The sequence below is a fragment of the Cellulomonas sp. KU4C genome, assembly GCF_056868065.1.
Genome location: NZ_CP200322.1, coordinates 1,103,122 through 1,121,755, shown reverse-complemented (window position 1 = coordinate 1,121,755; position 18,634 = coordinate 1,103,122). Strand labels below are relative to the sequence as shown.

General features: G+C 74.6%; 17 protein-coding genes and 2 pseudogenes. 11 read left to right on the top strand and 8 right to left on the bottom strand.

Going from position 1 to position 18,634, the window contains the following annotated elements:
* The first annotated feature begins 24 nt into the window (after nt 1–24).
* From AC1VL8_RS05325 to AC1VL8_RS05310, 4 genes are read left to right on the top strand one after another with little or no spacing between them, the layout of a single operon-like run.
* Complete coding sequence (locus AC1VL8_RS05325; RefSeq protein ID WP_483074431.1) at nt 25–963, top strand: DMT family transporter; 939 nt, start codon at nt 25–27, stop codon at nt 961–963.
* 22 nt (nt 964–985) lie between these two features.
* Nucleotides 986–2,071: an acyl-CoA dehydrogenase gene (locus AC1VL8_RS05320; protein WP_483074430.1), complete on the top strand. Its 1,086-nt coding sequence runs from the start codon at nt 986–988 to the stop codon at nt 2,069–2,071.
* Nucleotides 2,065–3,423 (top strand): PIG-L family deacetylase, encoded by a 1,359-nt coding sequence (locus AC1VL8_RS05315; RefSeq protein ID WP_483074429.1) that lies wholly within the window; start codon nt 2,065–2,067, stop codon nt 3,421–3,423. Before AC1VL8_RS05320 ends, AC1VL8_RS05315 begins: the two co-directional genes overlap by 7 nt.
* Nucleotides 3,420–4,112, top strand: coding sequence for a glycosyltransferase family 2 protein (locus AC1VL8_RS05310; protein WP_483074428.1), 693 nt, complete (start codon nt 3,420–3,422; stop codon nt 4,110–4,112). The genes AC1VL8_RS05315 and AC1VL8_RS05310 overlap by 4 nt, the downstream gene beginning before the upstream one ends.
* Nucleotides 4,113–4,131: 19 nt before the next feature.
* On the opposite strand, the gene AC1VL8_RS05305 is transcribed toward AC1VL8_RS05310, so the two are convergent.
* Nucleotides 4,132–6,318 carry an MMPL family transporter gene (locus tag AC1VL8_RS05305; protein WP_483074427.1) on the bottom strand — a complete coding sequence of 729 codons (2,187 nt, stop codon included), beginning with the start codon at nt 6,316–6,318 and terminating at the stop codon, nt 4,132–4,134.
* Nucleotides 6,319–6,745: 427 nt separating this feature from the next.
* Between AC1VL8_RS05305 and AC1VL8_RS05300 the strand changes: the two genes are divergently transcribed.
* A complete protein-coding gene (locus AC1VL8_RS05300; RefSeq protein ID WP_483074426.1) occupies nt 6,746–7,789 on the top strand; it encodes a virulence RhuM family protein in 1,044 nt (347 codons plus the stop codon).
* Nucleotides 7,790–8,034: 245 nt separating this feature from the next.
* Nucleotides 8,035–9,024 (top strand): HNH endonuclease, encoded by a 990-nt coding sequence (locus AC1VL8_RS05295; RefSeq protein ID WP_483074425.1) that lies wholly within the window; start codon nt 8,035–8,037, stop codon nt 9,022–9,024.
* A 4-nt stretch (nt 9,025–9,028) separates the two neighbouring features.
* Here AC1VL8_RS05295 and AC1VL8_RS05290 read toward each other — a convergent pair whose 3' ends face one another.
* Nucleotides 9,029–9,811: a hypothetical protein gene (locus AC1VL8_RS05290; protein ID WP_483074424.1), complete on the bottom strand. Its 783-nt coding sequence runs from the start codon at nt 9,809–9,811 to the stop codon at nt 9,029–9,031.
* 89 nt (nt 9,812–9,900) lie between these two features.
* Entirely contained in the window at nt 9,901–10,335 is a 435-nt protein-coding gene (locus tag AC1VL8_RS05285) for a MarR family winged helix-turn-helix transcriptional regulator (protein WP_389233990.1), read from the bottom strand.
* 88 nt (nt 10,336–10,423) lie between these two features.
* Between AC1VL8_RS05285 and AC1VL8_RS05280 the strand changes: the two are divergent.
* A pseudogene (locus tag AC1VL8_RS05280) lies at nt 10,424–10,993 on the top strand (alpha/beta fold hydrolase); the annotation flags it as partial.
* A 335-nt stretch (nt 10,994–11,328) separates the two neighbouring features.
* On the opposite strand, the gene AC1VL8_RS05275 reads toward AC1VL8_RS05280, so the two are convergent.
* Nucleotides 11,329–12,846: an MFS transporter gene (locus tag AC1VL8_RS05275; RefSeq protein WP_483074423.1), complete on the bottom strand. Its 1,518-nt coding sequence runs from the start codon at nt 12,844–12,846 to the stop codon at nt 11,329–11,331.
* A gap of 114 nt (nt 12,847–12,960) precedes the next feature.
* Here AC1VL8_RS05275 and AC1VL8_RS05270 point away from each other — a divergent pair.
* The 3 genes and pseudogenes from AC1VL8_RS05270 to AC1VL8_RS05260 form a co-directional block, all read left to right on the top strand.
* Nucleotides 12,961–13,068, top strand: a pseudogene (locus AC1VL8_RS05270) (AsnC family protein); the annotation flags it as partial.
* A gap of 412 nt (nt 13,069–13,480) precedes the next feature.
* A complete protein-coding gene (locus AC1VL8_RS05265; protein WP_483074422.1) occupies nt 13,481–14,053 on the top strand; it encodes an Lrp/AsnC family transcriptional regulator in 573 nt (190 codons plus the stop codon).
* On the top strand, nt 14,050–14,367 hold the full coding sequence (locus tag AC1VL8_RS05260; RefSeq protein WP_483074421.1) for a hypothetical protein: 318 nt from the start codon (nt 14,050–14,052) through the stop codon (nt 14,365–14,367). The genes AC1VL8_RS05265 and AC1VL8_RS05260 overlap by 4 nt, the downstream gene beginning before the upstream one ends.
* Here AC1VL8_RS05260 and AC1VL8_RS05255 read toward each other — a convergent pair.
* The 3 genes from AC1VL8_RS05255 to dnaB all read right to left on the bottom strand — a co-directional run bounded on the left by AC1VL8_RS05255 (nt 14,358) and on the right by dnaB (nt 16,731).
* Complete coding sequence (locus AC1VL8_RS05255; RefSeq protein WP_483074420.1) at nt 14,358–14,534, bottom strand: hypothetical protein; 177 nt, start codon at nt 14,532–14,534, stop codon at nt 14,358–14,360. The genes AC1VL8_RS05260 and AC1VL8_RS05255 overlap by 10 nt on opposite strands.
* 215 nt (nt 14,535–14,749) lie before the next feature.
* The gene (locus AC1VL8_RS05250; RefSeq protein ID WP_483074419.1) at nt 14,750–15,307 is read right to left on the bottom strand and encodes a hypothetical protein; all 558 of its coding nucleotides are present in this window, start codon (nt 15,305–15,307) and stop codon (nt 14,750–14,752) included.
* A gap of 53 nt (nt 15,308–15,360) precedes the next feature.
* A complete protein-coding gene (dnaB, locus tag AC1VL8_RS05245) occupies nt 15,361–16,731 on the bottom strand; it encodes a replicative DNA helicase (protein WP_389234830.1) in 1,371 nt (456 codons plus the stop codon).
* Nucleotides 16,732–17,032: 301 nt separating this feature from the next.
* Here dnaB and AC1VL8_RS05240 point away from each other — a divergent pair, with 301 nt between their 5' ends.
* Entirely contained in the window at nt 17,033–18,367 is a 1,335-nt protein-coding gene (locus AC1VL8_RS05240) for an MATE family efflux transporter (protein ID WP_483074418.1), read from the top strand.
* On the opposite strand, the gene AC1VL8_RS05235 is transcribed toward AC1VL8_RS05240, so the two are convergent.
* Nucleotides 18,354–18,605 carry a hypothetical protein gene (locus tag AC1VL8_RS05235; RefSeq protein WP_483074417.1) on the bottom strand — a complete coding sequence of 84 codons (252 nt, stop codon included), beginning with the start codon at nt 18,603–18,605 and terminating at the stop codon, nt 18,354–18,356. The genes AC1VL8_RS05240 and AC1VL8_RS05235 overlap by 14 nt on opposite strands.
* Nucleotides 18,606–18,634: the final 29 nt, after the last annotated feature.

Below are 18,634 nucleotides of genomic sequence, written 5' to 3'. Positions count from 1 at the left end.
TCCGGGGAAGGTAGTATCGCTTCCGTGGAAGACACCCGCCGCTGGATCCCCGTCGCCGCGCTCGCCCCCGTCCTGTGGGGCACCACCTACTACGTCACCCGGCACGCGCTGCCCGCCGACAGCCCGCTCTGGGGAGCCGTCATCCGCGCGCTCCCGGCCGGGCTGCTGCTGCTCGCGCTCGGTCGGCGGCTGCCGCACGGGGACTGGTGGTGGCGCTCGGCCGTGCTCGGGACGCTGACCACCGGCGCGTTCTTCGCCCTGGTCTACGTCGCCGCGCAGACCCTGCCCACCAGCATCGCCTCGACGGTGATGGCCGTCGGACCCGTCGCCATGATGCTCGCCGCGTGGGTGCTGCTCGGCCAGCGCCCCCGGCTCCGCGCGGTGGTCGGCGGCGTGCTGGGCGTCGCCGGGGTCGCGGTCATGCTCGGCGGGGGCGGCGGGACCGGCGGGGGTCTCGACGCGGGCGGGGTGCTCGCGTCCGTCGCCGCGATGCTGCTGTCCTCGGTCGGCTACGTGCTGGCCACCCGCTGGCGCGGGGAGGTCGACGTCCTGCCCCTGACCGCGTGGCAGCTGGTGGCCGGCGCGCTGGTGCTGCTCCCGGCGGCGGTGGTGGTCGAGGGCGCACCGCCCGCGCTCGACGGCACCGCCCTGCTCGGGTTCGCGTACGTGTCCCTGGTGGCGACGGCCCTGGCGAACGTCGCGTGGTTCGCGTCCCTGCGCCGGCTCGGGCCGGCGACCGTCGGGCTCGTGGGCCTGCTCAACCCGGTCACCGGCGTGCTGCTGGGCACGGTCCTCGCCGCCGAGACGCTGTCCGGCCGGCAGGTCGTGGGCGTGGCCGTGGTGCTCGGGGCGATGGTGCTCGGCGCGACGGCGAGCACCCGGCGCCCGCCGGCCGGCGCCCCGCTGGCAGCCGTCGCCGTCGCGGGCGATGATCGGCGCCCCGGGTCCAGCCCACGGCCCTGACCGACCTCCGGCGAGGAGACGCATGTCCGAGGGCACCCGCACCGTCCGCATCGGCACGACGGCACCCGCCGCCCCGGCGCCGCCGGTCCCGGCGGACGTGACCGACGCGCTGCGCGCCGTGCCCGGCTGGTCCGACGACCTGCGACCCGGCGGTGGCGCCACGACCGCGCTGTGGGAGCACCTCGCGACGCTCGCGGCGCACGACCTCGCCGTCGCCCGGGCCGCCGAGCCGCACCTGGACGCGCGCGCGGTCCTCGACCAGGCGGGCGCCCCGGCGCTGCCGTCGACCGTGGGCGTGGCAGCGACCTGGGGCGTGTACGCCGCCGAGGGACCGGGCGCGACGCTGGTCGCGACGCCGGACGGCGACGGCTGGCTGCTCGACGGCGTGAAGCCGTGGTGCTCGCTGGCCGCCGACCTCGACGCCGCGCTCGTCACCGCCCCGGTCACCGCCCCCGTCACCGGCCCGGCCGGGGACGGCGGCCGCGTGCTGCTGGCCGTCGACCTGCGCGGACCCGGCGTGGTGCCCGTCGACCAGCCGTGGTCCGCCCGCGGCCTGGTGGAGATCCCGAGCACCCCGGTCCGGTTCGACCGGGCGCGGGCCACGCTCGTCGCGGACGCCGGGTGGTACCTGAACCGGCCGGGGTTCTGGTGGGGCGGGATCGGCGTCGCCGCGTGCTGGTACGGCGGCGCGGTCGGCCTCGCGCGTCGGGTGCACGCGCACGTGGCGACCCGGCCGGACGACCGGCTGCTGGCGATGCACCTGGGCGCCCTGGACGAGCGGCTCACCGCCGCCCGCACCACGCTGGCCGCGGCGGCGCTGCGGGTCGACGCGTCGGGGGCCGCGACCCGGCTGGGGCGGGACCCCGAGGACGACGCCGCGCGCGCCGAGGGCCGGCTGCTGGCGAAGCGGGTCCGGGCCACCGTCGCCCGGACCTGCGAGGACGTGCTCCGGATCGCCGCGCACGCGCTCGGCCCCGGACCGCTGACCCAGGAGCCGGAGCACGCCAAGCGGGTCGCCGACCTGGAGGTGTACGTGCGCCAGCAGCACGCCGAGCGCGACGACGCGTCGCTCGGCGCCGCCCTCGCCGCGGGGCCCGCGCCGTGGTGACGTTCGACGGCCGGGCGGCCGGGACACCCGCCGCGGTGTGGGAGGCGAGCGAGCGGTTCGCGGACCTCCCGGGCCTCGCGCTGCCCGCCGGCCGCACGGTGGTCGTGGCCGCGCACCCCGACGACGAGACGATCGGCGCGGGCGGCCTGCTGCGGCGGCTCGCGGTCACGGGCCGCCCGGCCGAGGTGGTGGTGCTGACCGACGGCTCCGGGTCGCACCCCGGGTCCCGCACCCTGCCGCCGACGGAGCTGACCCGGCTGCGCGCCGCCGAGGTCACGGACGCGGTGGCGTCGCTGTCCCCCGCGTCGCCGGTCCGGCTGCTCGGCTTCCGCGACGGCTCGGTGCGCGAGGACCGCGACGCCCTGACCGCGGCGCTGCGCACGGCGATCGGCACCGACCCCGTCGACACCCTGGTCGTGCCGTGGCGCGGCGACGGGCACCGCGACCACCGGGTCGCCGGGGAGATCGGTGCGGTGCTCGCGACCGAGCTCGGCGCGCGGCTGCTGGAGTACCCGGTGTGGCTGTGGCACTGGGCGACGCCCGACCACCCGGACGTGCCGTGGGACGACCTGCGGGTGCTGCCGCTCGACGACGCGGACGTGACCGCGAAGCGGCGCGCCCTGGCCCGGCACGTCACCCAGACCCAGCCGTGGTCGTCCGCCCCCGAGGACGCCGCCCCGCTGCACCCGGAGCAGCTGCGGCGCGCCGACCGGGACGTCGAGGCGTACGTGGCGTCCGCGCCCCCGCCGGCGGGGGTCGGCGCCGAGCACTTCGAGGCCGTCTACGCCCGCCGCGCCGACCCGTGGCGGCTCGCGACCCGCTGGTACGAGGAGCGCAAGCGGGCCCTGACCCTCGCCGCGCTGCCGGACCCCCGGTACGTCGCGGTGCTCGAGGTCGGCTGCTCCGTCGGGGTGCTGACCGCCGACCTGGCGGGTCGCGCGGACCGGGTGCTCGCGACCGACCTCGTCGAGCCCGCCGTCGCGTCGGCCCGCGCGCGGCTCGCGGACGCCCCGCACGTCACGGTCGAGCAGCACGACGTCCGCACCGGCGTGCCCGGCGGCCCGCACGACCTGGTCGTCCTGTCCGAGGTCGGGTACTACCTCACCCGCCCGGAGCTGATCGCCCTGGCCGGCCGGGTCCGCGCCGCGCTGACGTCGGGCGGCACCGTGCTGGCGTGCCACTGGCGGCACCCGGTCGCGGACTACACCCAGCCGGGCGACGACGTGCACCGCACCCTCGACCGCGCGCTCGGCCTGACCCGGCTGTCCACCTACCGGGACCTCGACGTCGCGCTCGATGTCTGGTCCGCCGACCCGAGGTCGGTCGCGCAGCGCGAGGGGCTGGCGCCGTGACGACCCGGCCGCCGCTGGCCCGGCTGGTGGTCGTCGTGCCGGTGCACGACGAGGAGGCCCTGCTGCCGGCGTGCCTCGCGTCGGTCGCCGCGGCGCGCGGCGCGGTGGACCTGCCGGTCGACGTCGTGGTCGTGCTCGACGACTGCCGGGACGGGTCCGCACGGATCGCCCGCGCGACCGGGTGCACCGTGCTCGAGGTGCGGCACCGGGCGGTCGGCGCGGCCCGCGCGGCCGGCGTCCGGCACGCCCTCGCGCTCGGCACCGACGACCCGGCCGCGGTCTGGGTGGCGTGCACGGACGCCGACTCGGTGGTCCCCGTCCACTGGCTCGCGGTGCAGCGCGCGCTCGCGGACGACGGCGCCGACGTGGTCGTCGGGACCGTCACCCCGGACCCCCGGGACCTGACCGGGCGCCAGGTGGCGGCGTGGCGGTCCACCCGTGTGCCCGGCCGGCCGAACGGCCACGTGCACGGCGCGAACCTCGGCGTGCGCGCCGACGCGTACCTGCGCGCGGGCGGGTTCGCGACCCTGCCCGAGCACGAGGACGTCGACCTGGTCGCGCGGCTGCGCGCGGACCCGCGGGTGGACGTGCGGCCGTCCGACGCCGCGGACGTCCTGACCTCCGGCCGCACGACGGGCCGCACCCCCGGCGGCTACGCGGGGTACCTGCGGGCGTCCTTCCCGCCGTGACCCCGCGCGCCGCCGCCGGTCAGGCGGGGACGGACTCGCGGGCGGGGGCGGCGTCCGTCGCCTCGAGCGCGTGGCCCTCGGTGTCGACGTGCGGGAGGGCCTTGTCGAGCCACGCGGGGATCCACCAGGCCGACCGGCCCAGCAGCGACAGCAGCGCGGGCATCAGCACCATCCGGACCACGAACGCGTCGGCCAGCACGCCGACCATCAGGCCGAACGCGATCGACGCGGCGACCGAGAACGTGCTGGTCGCGAACCCGGCGAACACCACCGTCATGATCGTGGCCGCGGCCACCAGCACCGGCGCCGACCGGGAGAACCCCTCGAGCACCGCCTGCTTCGGCGTCAGACCCCGGTGGTGCATCTCCTGGATCCGCGACACCAGGAACACCTGGTAGTCCATCGCGAGCCCGAACAGCACCCCGACCAGCAGGATCGGCAGCAGGCTCATCATCGGGTCGCCCTGCGGGGCGTTGATGAGCTGCGGCAGCCAGCCCCACTGGAACACAGCCGTGCTCGCCCCGAACGAGGCGCCCACCGACAGCAGGTAGCCGAGCGTCGCGACCACCGGGATCAGCAGCGACCGGAACAGCAGCACCAGCAGCGCCAGCGAGATCAGCACGATCACGACCAGGTACTTCACCAGGGCGGTGTTCAGCGCGGCGGTCTGGTCGACGCCGACGGCCGTCTCCCCCGTGACCTCGAGGTGCACGCCGGCGACCGTGTCGGCGTCCGCACGGAGCAGGTGCACGAGCTCGGTGGTCGAGTCGTCGATCGGGCCACCGGTGGGGATCACGGTGACGCGGGCGAGGTCCCCGCTCGCCGCGACCTCGGCCGGCAGCACCCGGGCGACCCCGGGCAGGTCCGCGAGCCGCGCCTCGACGGTGGCGGTCGCGTCGGCCACGTCGTCGCCCTCCGCGAGCACGATCAGCGGGCTCTGGATCCCGCCGAACTCGGCGACGACCCGGTCGTACGCCGCGCGCTCGGTCGACTGCGGGTCGGTGCCGCCGGGGATGCTGAACGCCGTCTTCATGCTGAGCATCGGCGACGCGACGACGAGCAGGACACCCACCGCCGCGAGCACCGCGAGCACCGGGCGGCGCACCACCGCGGAGCCCCAGGCCGCGAGGAACCCGCGGCGCGCGTGGTCGCCCTCGTGCCAGGTCCGCCCCTCGGCGAGGTCGCGGCGGTGCTTGGTCGACAGGGCCCGGTGCCCGAGGGAGCGCATCAGCACCGGCAGCAGCGTGAGCGAGAGCGCGACGGCGACGAGCACCCCGAACGCCCCGGCGACACCCATCTCGGTGACGAACCCGATGCCCGCCACGATCAGGGCGACCAGCGCGACGATCACCGTCAGGCCCGCGAACACCACGGCCGTCCCGGCGGTCCCGGCGGCGCGCGCGATCGCGTCCTCGACGGACCTACCGCCACGCAGCTCGGTGCGGAACCGGGACAGGATGAACAGGCTGTAGTCGATGCCCACCGCGAGGCCGAGCATCGACGCCAGGATGATGGAGTTCTCGCCGATCGGGGTCAGCGACCCGTACGCGAGCACCCCCACGACGCCCACGCCGACGCCGAACACCGCGATCAGCAGGTTCGCCCCGGCCGCGAGCAGCGAGCCGAACGTCAGCATCAGCACCAGGAACGCGACCAGCACGCCCACGCCCTCGCCGATCCCCGGGTCCGGGGCGCCGAGCGGGACGAGGTTCCCGCCGAGCTCGACACCGAGATCCTCGGGCGCGTCCTGCTGGAACGCGAGCGCCGCCGCGTACGCGTCCTCCTGGCCGGTCTCGGACAGGGCGCCGTAGGTGACCGTCGCGACCGCGACCTCCTGGTCGGGCGACACGAACGGCTGCGCCGCGTCGTACGGGTCGCTGACCGCCTCGACGCCGGGCAGCTGCGCGGCCTGCGCGAGCAGGGCCTCGACCTGGGCGACCACGGCCGGGTCGGTGACGGGCGCGTCGGTGGGGGCGACCACCAGCTGCAGGGTGTCGCCGGTCGGCTCGGCGGCGGGGAACGCGTCGTCCATCCGGTCGAGCGCCTGGGTGGCGCGGGAGCCCGGGATGGTCTCCTGGGCGCTCTCGCCCGAGCCGTTGACGGCGAGGATCCCGGCGAGCGCGGCGAAGACCGCCAGCCAGGCGACGACCACCACCAGCCGGTGGCGGGCGCTGAAGCGCCCGACGCGTGAGAGGAACGTGGACATGGGGACTCCTGGGGCAGGACGGCTGGGGACGTCCTCCAGGCTTCCCGAGCGCGCCGCGCGGCGAATCGTCCACCGCGACGATCCGCACTACCGCGTCCGCGGTACCCCGGTGCCGGTCGCCTGCCGCGTCGCGAGCCCCGCCGACATGTGCCAGTCGTCGAACCCGGCGGGGGGCGAACACCGGTGCCACCGCCGCCGCGGCCCGCCCGTCCACCCGTAGGGCAAGTCCCGGACGCCCGACCTGGAACGCTCGGGCGGCAAGGCTGGAGTCCGCGACCCCCGCTCGTCGTCTCCCATGACGACGACCCCCATCGACCGCGCACCACGAGATCGAGCTCCTGGGTCCGGACGGGTTCACAGCCGATGTCAGTGCCATGGGCGATGATCCTGTCGACATGGCTGCCGAGTTCATGGAGGACGTCGACGCGTGAGCGAACCCGCCGGTGAGCTGATCCTCTACCGCGCCGACGACGGCGGTGCGGTCGTTCAGCTGCGCGCGGTCGGCGGGACGGTGTGGCTCACACGCACAGAGATGGCAGACCTTTACGGCACCACACCGCAGAACGTCGGGCAGATCGTCGCGAGGGTGCTCGCCGACGGCGAGGTCGGCGAGGCAACCCGAAAGTCTGAGTTTCTGGTTCGCCAGGAGGGCACACGTGAGGTCCGGCGCCGCGTCGACCTCTACAACCTCGACATGGTTCTGGCGGTCGGGTACCGGGTGACCACGCCCCGTGCGGTCCAGTTCCGTCAGTGGGCCACGACGGTGCTGACGGAGTACCTCGTCAAGGGCTTCGCACTCCAGGACGAGCGTCTCAAGGACCCGGGCGCGGACTACTTCGACGAGCTGCTCGAGCGCATCCGGGACATCCGGGCCTCGGAGAAGCGATTCTACCTCAAGGTCCGCGACCTGTTCGCAACCACGAGCGCGGACTACGACAGCACCAGCGACACCGCGCGGACCTTCTTCGCCACCATCCAGAACAAGCTCCTGCACGCTGTGACGGGCCGCACCGCTGGCGAGCTGATCCGGGAGCGCTGCAACCCGGCGTCGGGCACCTTGGGCCTGACGACGTGGAAGGGCAACCGGCCGCGCAAGGCCGACGCCACCGTGGCGAAGAACTACCTCACCGAGGCAGAGGTCAGCGATCTGAACCTGCTGACCACCCAGTTCCTGGACTTCGCCGAGGGCCGGGCCCGACGCCGTCAGACGACGTCGATGGCGGACTGGGCCGTGCAGACGGACCGGTTCATCGAGTTCAACGAGTATCCCGTGCTGACCGGCGCCGGATCGGTGGCACACAGCCACGTCGAGCAGATCGTCGCTGAGCGGTATGCCGACTGGGATGGCCACCGTCGCGAGCTGGAGTCGCAGCGCTCAGAAGCCGAAGAGATCCATGACCTCGATGCGTTGCTCGGGGCCGAGCGGAACCTGACACAAGGGCCGCGGCACGGCGGTCACCAGCCTGGATGAGGAGAGCCTCGAGGCGCTCGATCGTCGCCCGGATGACCGGCGACACGGTCGGCGACGCAGTGCGCCGGGTCGAGGGGTTCCCCGAGAAACACGCCCGCGGCGGACCGGTTGCCGCTGAGGGAGCTGCCCGCGATCCACGCGGAAGCCGAGGCCGGGCGGGTGCACGGCAAGGTCGTGGTGGTCGGCGTCGGCGCGGTGAGCCACGGTGCTCCTGCTCAGCGCCTCGCCGTGCGAAGCTGTGACTCGTGCGAGGCGCCGAGCAGGAGCGTGCGTGGCTGCTGATGGCCGCCGGCAGCGACCGGGGGCACGGAGGCAACGACGGCTACGCGGACCAGGTCGACTCGTTCTACTCCTGGGACAGCAAGGTCCCGAACCACACGCAGATCCGCGTCGGTGACCCGGTGGCCCTGTGGGACAAGCGGCGGCTACTCGGCGTCTCCGTCGTCGAGGAGATCGCGACCTCCGCCGGCACCAAGGTGCTGAACCGCTGCCCCCGGTGCGACACCACCCGCATCTCCGACCGTGCCACGGTCCTGCCGCGGTACCGGTGCATGAAGTGCGGGCACGCGTTCGAGGTCGCCCGCGCCGACGTCGTCGACGTGGTCCGCTACCAGGCGCGGTACGACGCAGCCTGGACCAGCCTGGACGGCCTCCTCGACGGCCCCGAGATCCGGTCCCTCACCGTGCACCCTCGCGAGTTCAACGCGATGCGACCGCTCGACTGGCCCCGGTTCCACGAGGCGCTCGTCGCCAGGGGTGCCCGGCGGGCCGTCGACCGGGTGGCGGCCCGGGTCGACCTGAGCTGGGGGCCGCCCGGCGTCCGGATCCAGATCCCGCAGGGATTCGGCCACGCCCTCGTCCGGGTCCGACGCGGTCAGCGGCAGTTCCGGGACCATCTCCTCGCCAGCCAGGGCAGCGTCTGCGCCTTCACCGGCGACGCTCCCGCTCGCGTGCTGGAGGCCGGCCACCTGTACAGCTACGCGCAGCTCGGCACCCACGACGAGCACGGCGGCCTGATGCTCCGCCGGGACATCCACCGGTTGTTCGACGACGGGGCCCTGGCCGTCGACCCGTCCGACCTGCGGGTGGACGTCGCTCCGGACCTGGCGGCCTATCCGCAGTACGCCCGCCTGCACGACGAGCCCCTGACCGTGCACCTGCGCGACCGGCAGGTCGACTGGCTGGCCCGGCACTGGGACGAGCACCGCGGCGCGCCGGACCTCATCGGCGCGTGACGCGTCAGTGCGGCGGGCGCAGGTCCGCGAACGCCGTCGACGCCCGGCACCCAGCTTCCCCGGGCATCAGGTACACCGACGGGACGTACACGTCCTCGACCACCCCGTCGGCGTACCGCGCGACCAGCACGCAGTCGTCGTCGTCCCCGGTCGCCACCGCGACCACCCCGTCCTGCACCTCCACCGTGACCTCAGCCAGCGGCGTGACGCCGTTCGCGTGCGGCTCCAGCGCCGCGGTGACCCGCTGGGCGATCGTCGACCCGGACGGCAGGTCCGCGGGCAGCGCCGAGAGGACGGACCAGACGGCGTCCTCGGCGTTCGTCGCGACCTCCGGGTGCTCCGACGGCGGCGCCGGCACCGCCACCAGCCGCTCCGGGCAGTCGGTCCCCCGGATGTCCTCGACGCCCCAGTGGTCGAACGCCACCCGGTAGCAGTACGGACCGGGATCCTGCTCGCGCTCGGACTCCCAGTAGCCGGTCGGCGCCCGGGTGTCGGAGACGGTCAGGCCGAGGCTGATCCAGCCGATCGCCTCGCCGTCGTCCCGTGCGGCCGCGTCGCCCTCCTCGACGGCGAACATGACGATCCCGGTGTCCTGCGTCGCTCCCTGGACGTGCTCGGCGAACTCCACGACGTCCGGCGCGTACGAGTGGAACACCGCCGGGGCCAGCAACCCCTGCACCGCGTCGCTCGCGACCTCCTCGCCCAGGTCGGTCGGGCTCGCGCAGGCGGTGAGGACGACCGCGGTGGCGAGGGCGGCCGTGACCGCGAGCCGGGTGCGGGAGGACATGGCGGCACGCTAGCGGGGGCGCGGCCGGCGCGGGGGCGGTTCCGCGCTCGACCGCGGCGCGGGCGCGGTGTCGCGGCGCGGGCGCGGAGTCAGCCCGCCCGGGGGGTCAGCCGCGCGAGCGCGTCCTCGACCAGCTCCGCTCGCCCCGGCTCGAGGGACCGCACCCACCGGGTCCGCAGCTCGTCGAACGTGGCCGCGCCGATCGCCATCATCTCGACACCGCGCGGCGTCACCCGCAGCCGCTTCAGCCGGGCGTCGGCGGGGTCGGCGACGCGGTCGACGTAGCCCAGCTGCTCCAGCGTCGCCACCGACTTCGCCGCTGCCTGCCGGCTGACCCCGAGCGCCCGCCCGAGGTCGGAGGCGTTGTCCGCGCCCTCGGTGATCGCGGAGAGCGCGAACTCGAGGTGCGCGCTGACCCCGGGATGGCCGCGGCGGTCAAGCTCTGCGACGACCTCCTGGACCAGCGCCTCGAACCCCTCGATCAGCAGGCGCGCCAGGCGCACCCCGCTCCCGCTCGTCGCCATGCCCCGATGCTAGGTCGACCCCGGGGCATTGACAACAAGGTTGCGCACTCAGAGACTGACAACCACGTTGTCTATCGAGGAGAAGACCATGTCCCACCCCACCGCGACCATCCCCCCGGTCCAGCACCACCGCACCGAGGTCAACGGCACGACCCTGCACCACGTCACCGCCGGCACCCGCGGCACCACGGTCCTGCTCGTGCACGGGTTCCCCGAGACCTGGTGGGCGTTCCACCGGCTGGTCCCGCTGCTCGCGGAGCACCACCGCGTGGTGGCCGTCGACCTGCGCGGGTTCGGCGACTCCGCCGTCGCCGACGACACCGTCACGAGCACGGTCGCCGCCGAGGACCTGCACCAGCTGATCGCGGCCCTCGGCGCCGGGCCGGTGCACCTCGTCGGTCAGGACATCGCCGGCGGGACCCTGCTGCGCCTCGCGACCGCGTACCCGCAGGACGTCGCCAGCCTCACCGCGGTCGAGATGGGCCTCGCGGGCTTCGGGCTGGAGGCGTTCGCCGACGTCACCCGCGGCGGCTCCTGGCACATCGGCGCCCTCGCGGCACCGGGCATCGCCGACCTGCTGCTCACCGGCCGCGAGCGCGACCTGCTGGGCTGGTGGTTCCCGACCACCACCGCCGTCGCGGGCGCCGTCACCGAGGCCGACCTCGACGAGCTCGCGCGCACGTTCGCGCGACCCGGCGGTTGGCGCGGCGCCGCCGGCCTGTACCGGTCGATGCTGGCCGAAGGAGCGCAGAACCAGGAGATCGCGCGCCGCCACCCGGTCGCCGTCCCGGCCCTCGCGGTCGGCGGCTCCGGGGGCGAAGCTCACGGCGGCGACGCTCCGGCAGGTCGTCAGCGGGGACCTCACCTCCGTGCTGCTGCCGGGGGTGGGGCACCACGTCGCCCTGGAGGCGCCCGGCGCGCTGGCGGCGGCGGTGCTCGACCTGACCCGGGCGGTGGACGGGTGAGTCACCGCGGGTCCGAGGTCCGCACGGCTCAGGGCGCGCCGGTCGCCACCGGCGTCGGCGCGGGCTGCTCGGCGTCCGCCCGGCTGTCGCGGACGACAGCCAGGACGAGCACCCCGCACACCAGCGCGCTCACCCCGCAGACCAGGAACACGTCGTCCAGCCCGGACGCGAACGCCCGGTGCGCCAGCGCCGTGAGGGCCGCGCGGTTGGGGGCGGGAGCCGCGGCGAGGACCTGCGCCGCTCCGCCGCTGGACAGCCCCCCGGCGACGGCACCGGGGTCCGGGACCGAGCCGCCGGCGACGACGTCCGCGATGCGTCCCGCGAACACCGTGCCCAGCACGGCGATGCCGACGGCCATCCCGAGCTGACGGAAGGTGGTCACCGCTCCCCCGGCCATCCCGGTCCGGTGACCGGGCACCGTCGCCAGCACCGCGGAGACCAGCACCGGCGTCGCCAGGCCGACACCGAGCCCCGAGACGACCAGCCCCGGCAGCAGCACGACCCAGCCCGACGTGCTCGCGACGAGCATCATCAGCAGGGAGCCCGCGCCGATGAGCAGCATCCCGACGCCCACCGGCAGCCGGGGCGAGCGTCCGTGCAGCAGGCGGCCGAGGAACGCGGACACGGCGAACGACGCGACGCTCAGCGGCAGCACGACCAGCCCCGCGCGGATCGGGCCGAGCCCCAGCAGGGACTGCAACCAGATGGACGTGTAGGCGAAGGGCCCGAACGCGGCCGCCGACAGGATCACGGCGGTCAGCATCAGCACGACGAAGGACGGCCGGCGGAACAGGCCGAGGTCGAGCAGCGGGTGCGCGCCGCGCCGCTCGACGACGAGGAAACCGGCCAGCGCGGCCGCGGCCACCGCGAAGGACGCCACGGTCGTCGTGTCCCCCCACCCGTGCTCGCCGCCGCTGATCAGCCCGAACACCGCGGCCGCCGTCGCGAGGGTGAAGGTCAGCCCACCGAGGGCGTCGACGCGGCCGCTGGTGCTCTTCGTCTCCGGCAGGACCCGCAGCGCGAGCACGACCGCGACGACGGCCACGGGCAGGTTCACCAGGAAGATCGCGCGCCAGCTGATCCCCTGCGTCAGCACGCCGCCGAGCAGCGGGCCGGCGGCCGCGGACGCGCCGTTGACCGCGCCCCAGACGCCGAAGGCGGTCCCGCGGTCACGACCGCTGTAGGAGCTCTGGAGCAGCGCGGTCGTCGCGGCGAACATCGCCGCCGCCCCGACGCCCTGGACCAGCCGGGCGGCGATCAGCGCCCCGGCGGAGGGCGCGAGCCCGCAGGCCAGCGACGCCAGGGCGAACACGATCAGCCCGACCACGTAGGCGCCGCGCCGGCCGTAGCGGTCGGCCAGCGACCCCGCGACGAGGAGCAGGGCGGCCAGGGAGAGGGCGTAGCCGTCGATGACCCACTGCAGGGAGGTGAAGGAGTTGTCGAGGGCCAGCGCCATCGAGGGGAGGGCGACGTTCACGATGGTGACGTCGACGAGCAGCATGAACGTGCCGAGGCACACGGCCACGAGCGGAGACCACTTGCGCATCGAGGATCCTCACGAGTCAGGTGCGGCGTCCGTCGCCGCTGCCGCCACCCTCGGCGCCGCTCCGCCCTACCCCCAGCCGGGCGTCGCATCACGGCGGATATCGACACCGCTACCGTGTCGACGGTGAGACTCGACACCTTCGACCTCCTCGACCAGCAGATCCTCGCCGCCCTCCAGATCGACGCCCGCGCCCCGTTCCGGCACGTCGCCGACGTCCTCGGGACCTCCGACCAGACGGTGGCGCGCCGGTGCGGTCGCATGCGCGCGTCGGGCCGGGTGCGGATCGTCGGGCTCACCCACCCCGAGCGCCTCGGGGAGGTGTCGTGGTTCGTCCGCGCGCGGACCACCCCGGACGCCGCGGTGCCGATCGCCGAGGCCCTGGCACGCCGACCGGACACCTCCTGGGTCAGCATCACCTCCGGCGGCACGGAGGTCGTCTGCTCGACCCGCGCCCGCGACCTGCAGGAGACGGACGCGCTGCTGCTGACCAAGCTTCCCGCGGACGCAGCGCATCGTCGACGTCAGCGCGCAGCAGCTGCTGCACGTCTTCTTCGGCTACGCGGCCGGCCCGCTGCTCAAGGCGGGCCTGCTCACCGACGAGCAGGTACGGCTGCTCGAGGCCGGCGTCCCGCCGGTGGACACCGAGCGGCCGGCCGACCTGGACGACACCGACCGCGCCCTGCTGGCCCTGCTGGCCGCCGACGGGCGGACCTCCGTGGAGGACCTCGCCGCCCGGACCGGCACCCCGGCCAGCACCGTCCGACGCCGCGTCACCGCGCTGCGCGCCAGCGGCGTGCTCTACTTCGACATCGACTACGACCGCAGCACCCTCGGGGCGGGCGTCCCGACCCTGGTCTGGCTGACCGTCTCACCGCGCGACATCGCGACGGCAGGTCGGGCCCTGGCCGCCCAGCCGGAGGTCGCCTTCGCGGCGGCGACGACGGGGCGGACCAACCTCTACGCCAGCATCGTCCCGAGCAGCACGACCGCGCTGTACACGTACCTCACCGGACCGCTGGCCGCGCTGCCCGGCGTCCAGCAGATCGAGACCGCCCCGGTGATCCGGAGCTTCAAGGGCGCGGCGCACGCCCACGGGTCGCTGCCCCGGCCGCCACGCCCCGTCCCGGCACCCCCGGGATCGAGTCATCCGGTCCTCGACGAGCGCGGTAGCCTTCCCGACCCGGACCTGAGGAGGTCGGCACGGTGAACGCCGCGGTCGAACCAGACCCCGCGCTCGGGGTCGCCTTCCGGGAGGCCGTCTCCAGGGGGTACCGCAACGGACTCGACTTCTACGTCGAGGGATTCGACACGGCCTTCAGCAGCGAGCTCGTCATCCTCGAACGTGCTCCCGAGGGAGGCTATCGGGTCGTCTACACGGACATGGGACGAGAGAACCTCCGAGCTACCGGCGAGCGCGTCGAGGACGTCGTCGACGAGTTCGTCCACACGCTCTCGACCGTCGCCTGGGGTCGGGGCCGCGGGCCGCAGCACGCCTGCCACGGTTACCCGCCTCAGCCATGATCATCGCTGCTCGCTCCCACCACCGCGGCCAGCAGGCCCTCGGTCAGCGGCTCCGCAGCTCCCCCGATGCGCACCCACGCACGTGCGCCCAGCGCGGCGGCCAGGTCCTGCAACGTCACCCACAGGGCACGAACGTCCTCCCGGGCCACCGGCGGGTCGCCGTACACCTCGCCCGCGAGCTTGCTTGAGCACCCCTTGCGCGTCGGTCTCGAGGGCGACCTGCCAGAAGACCGTGCCCCCACCGGCGTCGAGGATCCCCTCCGGCGCAGCAGAGACGTCCACGCCCAGCGCGCTGAGCAGCGTGTGGGCGAGCGGCTCGTCGAGCGCGGGCAGGACACCGACGAGGAAGTCGTCCGGGTGGCCCGCGGCGAGGACGAGCTCCTCAGCCACGGGCGCTCCGATACGCCTCGAACTGCGCGAGGGTCCGCACGACCTTGTCGTGCAGGTCGTCGGGCACGAACGGTCGTCCGCTGCTCACCGCCGCCGGGACGCTGCCGTGCGCGAGCACGATGACGTCCACCGGGTTGTCGGGCCAGCCGATGTCCAGCATCGGCTTGCCGTTGCGGTCGTCGCGCCGGTCGCCGTTGCGGAAGCAGATCCACGTCGAACCGGGTAGCTGCGCGCGCAGGACGTCGGCGACGTGGACGGTGACGAGGTCCCACAGCCGCATGACGGCGTCGCTCGCCGGGCGCGGTCCCCCGGGCCGGGGCACGAAGTCCGGGTTCGGCGGCGGCGCCCACGGCGGACGACCCGGCGACGGGTCCTCCTGCGCCTCCACGGCTCGCGCGTGGTACCAGACGTTCAGCGGACGCAGGCTGTCGAGCGTCGGCGCCAGGACCGGGCCGCCCGTGGCAGCGACCCGCGCGTGGAGCATGGCGCGGCGGTCGTCCTCAGCCCCCACCCACTCGGCGAACCTGCGCTCCGCCTCGTCGCGCGTCATCTGCACGTACACCGTCGACTCCCGATCTCGACGACCCGCGGCAACAGCCGACCTCAGGCCTGCATGTCCACGAACCGCGAGTAGTGCCCCTGGAACGCCACGGTGATGACGTCCGTCGGCCCGTTACGGTGCTTGGCCACGATCAGGTCGGCCTCGCCCGCTCGGGGCGACTCCCGCTCGTACGCGTCCTCGCGGTGCAGCAGCACGACCATGTCGGCGTCCTGCTCGATGGACCCGGACTCACGCAGGTCGCTCATCGCGGGCTTCTTGTCGGTGCGCTGCTCGGGGCCACGGTTCAGCTGGGACAGGGCGATCACGGGGACCTCGAGCTCCTTGGCGAGGAGCTTGAGCGCACGGGAGAACTCGGAGACCTCCTGCTGACGGGACTCGACGCGCTTGCCCGAGGACATCAGCTGCAGGTAGTCGATGATGACGAGCTTGAGGTCGTGCTTCTGCTTGAGCCGCCGGCACTTCGCGCGGATCTCCATGAGGGACATGTTCGGCGAGTCGTCGATGAAGAGCGGCGCCTCGGTGAGCTTGCCCTGGATCTGCGCGAGCTTCTGCCAGTCCTCGTCGCCCATCGAGCCGTTGCGCATCTTCTGCAGGGGCACGCGGGCCTCGGCGGAGAGCAGTCGCATGGTGATCTCGGACCGGCTCATCTCGAGCGAGAAAACCACCGATGCCTGTCCGTGCTTGATAGAAGCCGCGCGTGCAAAATCCAAAGCCAAAGTGGATTTTCCGATTGCCGGCCGCGCCGCGATGACGATCATCTGACCGGGGTGCAGTCCGTTGGTCAGCCGGTCGAGGTCGGCGAACCCGGTGGGCACGCCCACCATGCCCTCGCCGCGGTGCCCGGCGGACTCGATCTCGTCGAGGGTGCCGGCGACGACCTCCCCGAGCCGGTGGTAGTCCTCGGTGGTGCGCCGGTCGGAGACGGCGTAGACCTCGGCCTGGGCGTTGTTGACGATCTCCTCGACGTCGCCGCCGTCGGTCGCGTAGCCGAGCTGCACGATGCGGGTGCCGGCCTCGACGAGCCGCCGCAGGACGGCGCGCTCGCGCACGATGCGGGCGTAGTACCCGGCGTTCGCGGCGGTCGGCACCATCGAGATGAGGGTGTGCAGGTACGGGACGCCGCCGACGCGGCCGATCTCGCCGCGCTTGGTGAGCTCGTCGGCGACGGTGACGGCGTCGGCGGGCTCGCCGCGGCCGTACAGGTCGAGGATCGCGTCGTAGACGGCCTCGTGCGCGGGGCGGTAGAAGTCGCTGCCGCGGATCTCCTCGACGACGTCGGCGATGGCGTCCTTCGAGATCATCATGCCGCCGAGCACGCTCTGCTCGGCGTCCAGGTCCTGCGGCGGGGTGCGGTCGAACGCCGCCCGGCCCTGGCCCGCCGGTGCCCCGTACTCCAGGTCCTCGATCGTCACGTGCTCGCCCGCCCTCGTCGTCCTGCCTCCACCGCCGCCACCAGGTGTAGCACCGGCATCCGACACGCCGACCCCCGGAGGGCTTCCCGCGCGACGCGAGAGTAGGCCCGTCCCGGACTCCCATCAAGCGAGACGTCCACAGGGGCTGGGGACGACGTTGTGGAAGGCTGTGGACCGCACCGGGGGTTTGTCCACAGGTCGTGGACACAGGTGTGGATGAAGCCGGACAACCGCGTCATCACGGCCCTCTCACCCGCACGAACACCGTCAACCGGTGTGGACAGGAAAGAAGTTGGCCCGGATGTCACGCCTCGGACAGATCCCGTCCACCGTCGACCGCCAGATCCTCGGGCTCGCCGTCCCGGCGCTCGGCGCGCTCGTCGCGGAGCCGCTGTTCGTGCTCGTGGACTCCGCGGTCGTCGGCCGCCTGGGGACCACCGAGCTGGCCGGCCTGTCGCTCGCGTCGACGCTGCTCGTGACGGTCGTCGGGTTGTGCGTGTTCCTCGCCTACGCGACCACGGCCGCCGTCGCGCGGCGCTCCGGTGCGGGCGACCGGGCCGGCGCCCTCCAGATGGGGGTGGACGGACTGTGGCTGGCCGCCGGGCTCGGGGTGCTGCTGGCCGCGGTCACCCTGCTCGTCGCGCCCTGGGCCGTCGGGGCGCTCGGCGCGACCGGGGCCGTCGCCGACCAGGCGACGACCTACCTGCGCGCCTCCGCCCCGGGCCTGCCCGGGATGCTGCTCGTGCTCGCCGCCACGGGCGCGCTGCGGGGCCTCCGGGACACCCGGACGCCGCTCGTGGTCGCCGGGGCCGGGGCGGCCGTGAACGCGGTGCTCAACGTCGTCCTGGTGCACGGCGCGGGCCTGGGCATCGCGGGCTCGGGACTCGGCACGGCGGCGACGCAGCTCGGCATGGGCGCCGTCCTCGTGGCGGTGGTGGTCCGCGGTGCGCGAGCCGCCGGCGCGTCGCTGGCCCCGGCGGTCGGCGGCGTCGTCGCCGGCATCCGCGCCGGGACGCCGCTGCTGCTGCGCACGCTGTCGCTGCGGGCCGCGATCCTGCTGACCGTGTGGGTGGCCACCGGCCTCGGCCCGGTCGCGCTGGCGGGGCACCAGGTGGTCAACGCGGTGTGGGGGTTCGTCGCGTTCGCCCTGGACGCGCTCGCGATCGCGGCGCAGGCGCTGGTGGGGCACGCCCTCGGCGCCGGGGACGTGCCCCTGGTCCGGGCCCTGCTGCGCCGCACGCTCGCCTGGGGCGTCGGCGCGGGAGCGGTGCTCGGCGTCGTCACGGGGGCCGCGGGCTGGTGGCTGTCGGCGGCGTTCACGTCCGACCCGGACGTCCGGCACGCCGTCACGGTGAGCCTGGTGGTCGCGGCGGTGCTGATGCCGATGGCCGGGTGGGTGTTCGTCCTCGACGGCGTGCTGATCGGCGCCGGGGACGGCCGGTTCCTCGCCGGAGCCGGGATGCTGACGCTGGTGGCCTACCTGCCGGTCGCCCTCGCGGTACGGGCCTGGGCGCCCGACGGCTGGGCCGGGCTGGCGTGGCTGTGGGCGGCGTTCGCCGGGGTGTTCATGCTCGCGCGCGCGGCGACCACGGGCTGGCGCGCCCGTGGCGACCGGTGGATGGTCACCGGGGCGTGACGTCCGGGCCGGCGGGCTCGGGGACGTCGTCGTCGTCCGCCTCGTCGTCGCGCGTGATGAGGCCGAGGATCAGGAACGTGATCCCGATCGGCAGGAACGCGAACCCCGAGGGACGCATCGACTGCGAGGCGAGGCCGATGAGGCCGAGGACGAAGAAGGTGATCCCGATGGGCAGGAACACCGACCGGTAGCCTCCGCGGTCGCGGGCGGGCTCCGGCTCGTCAGGGGTCTCGGCCATCACGCCACGCTACGGGACGACGAACGCCC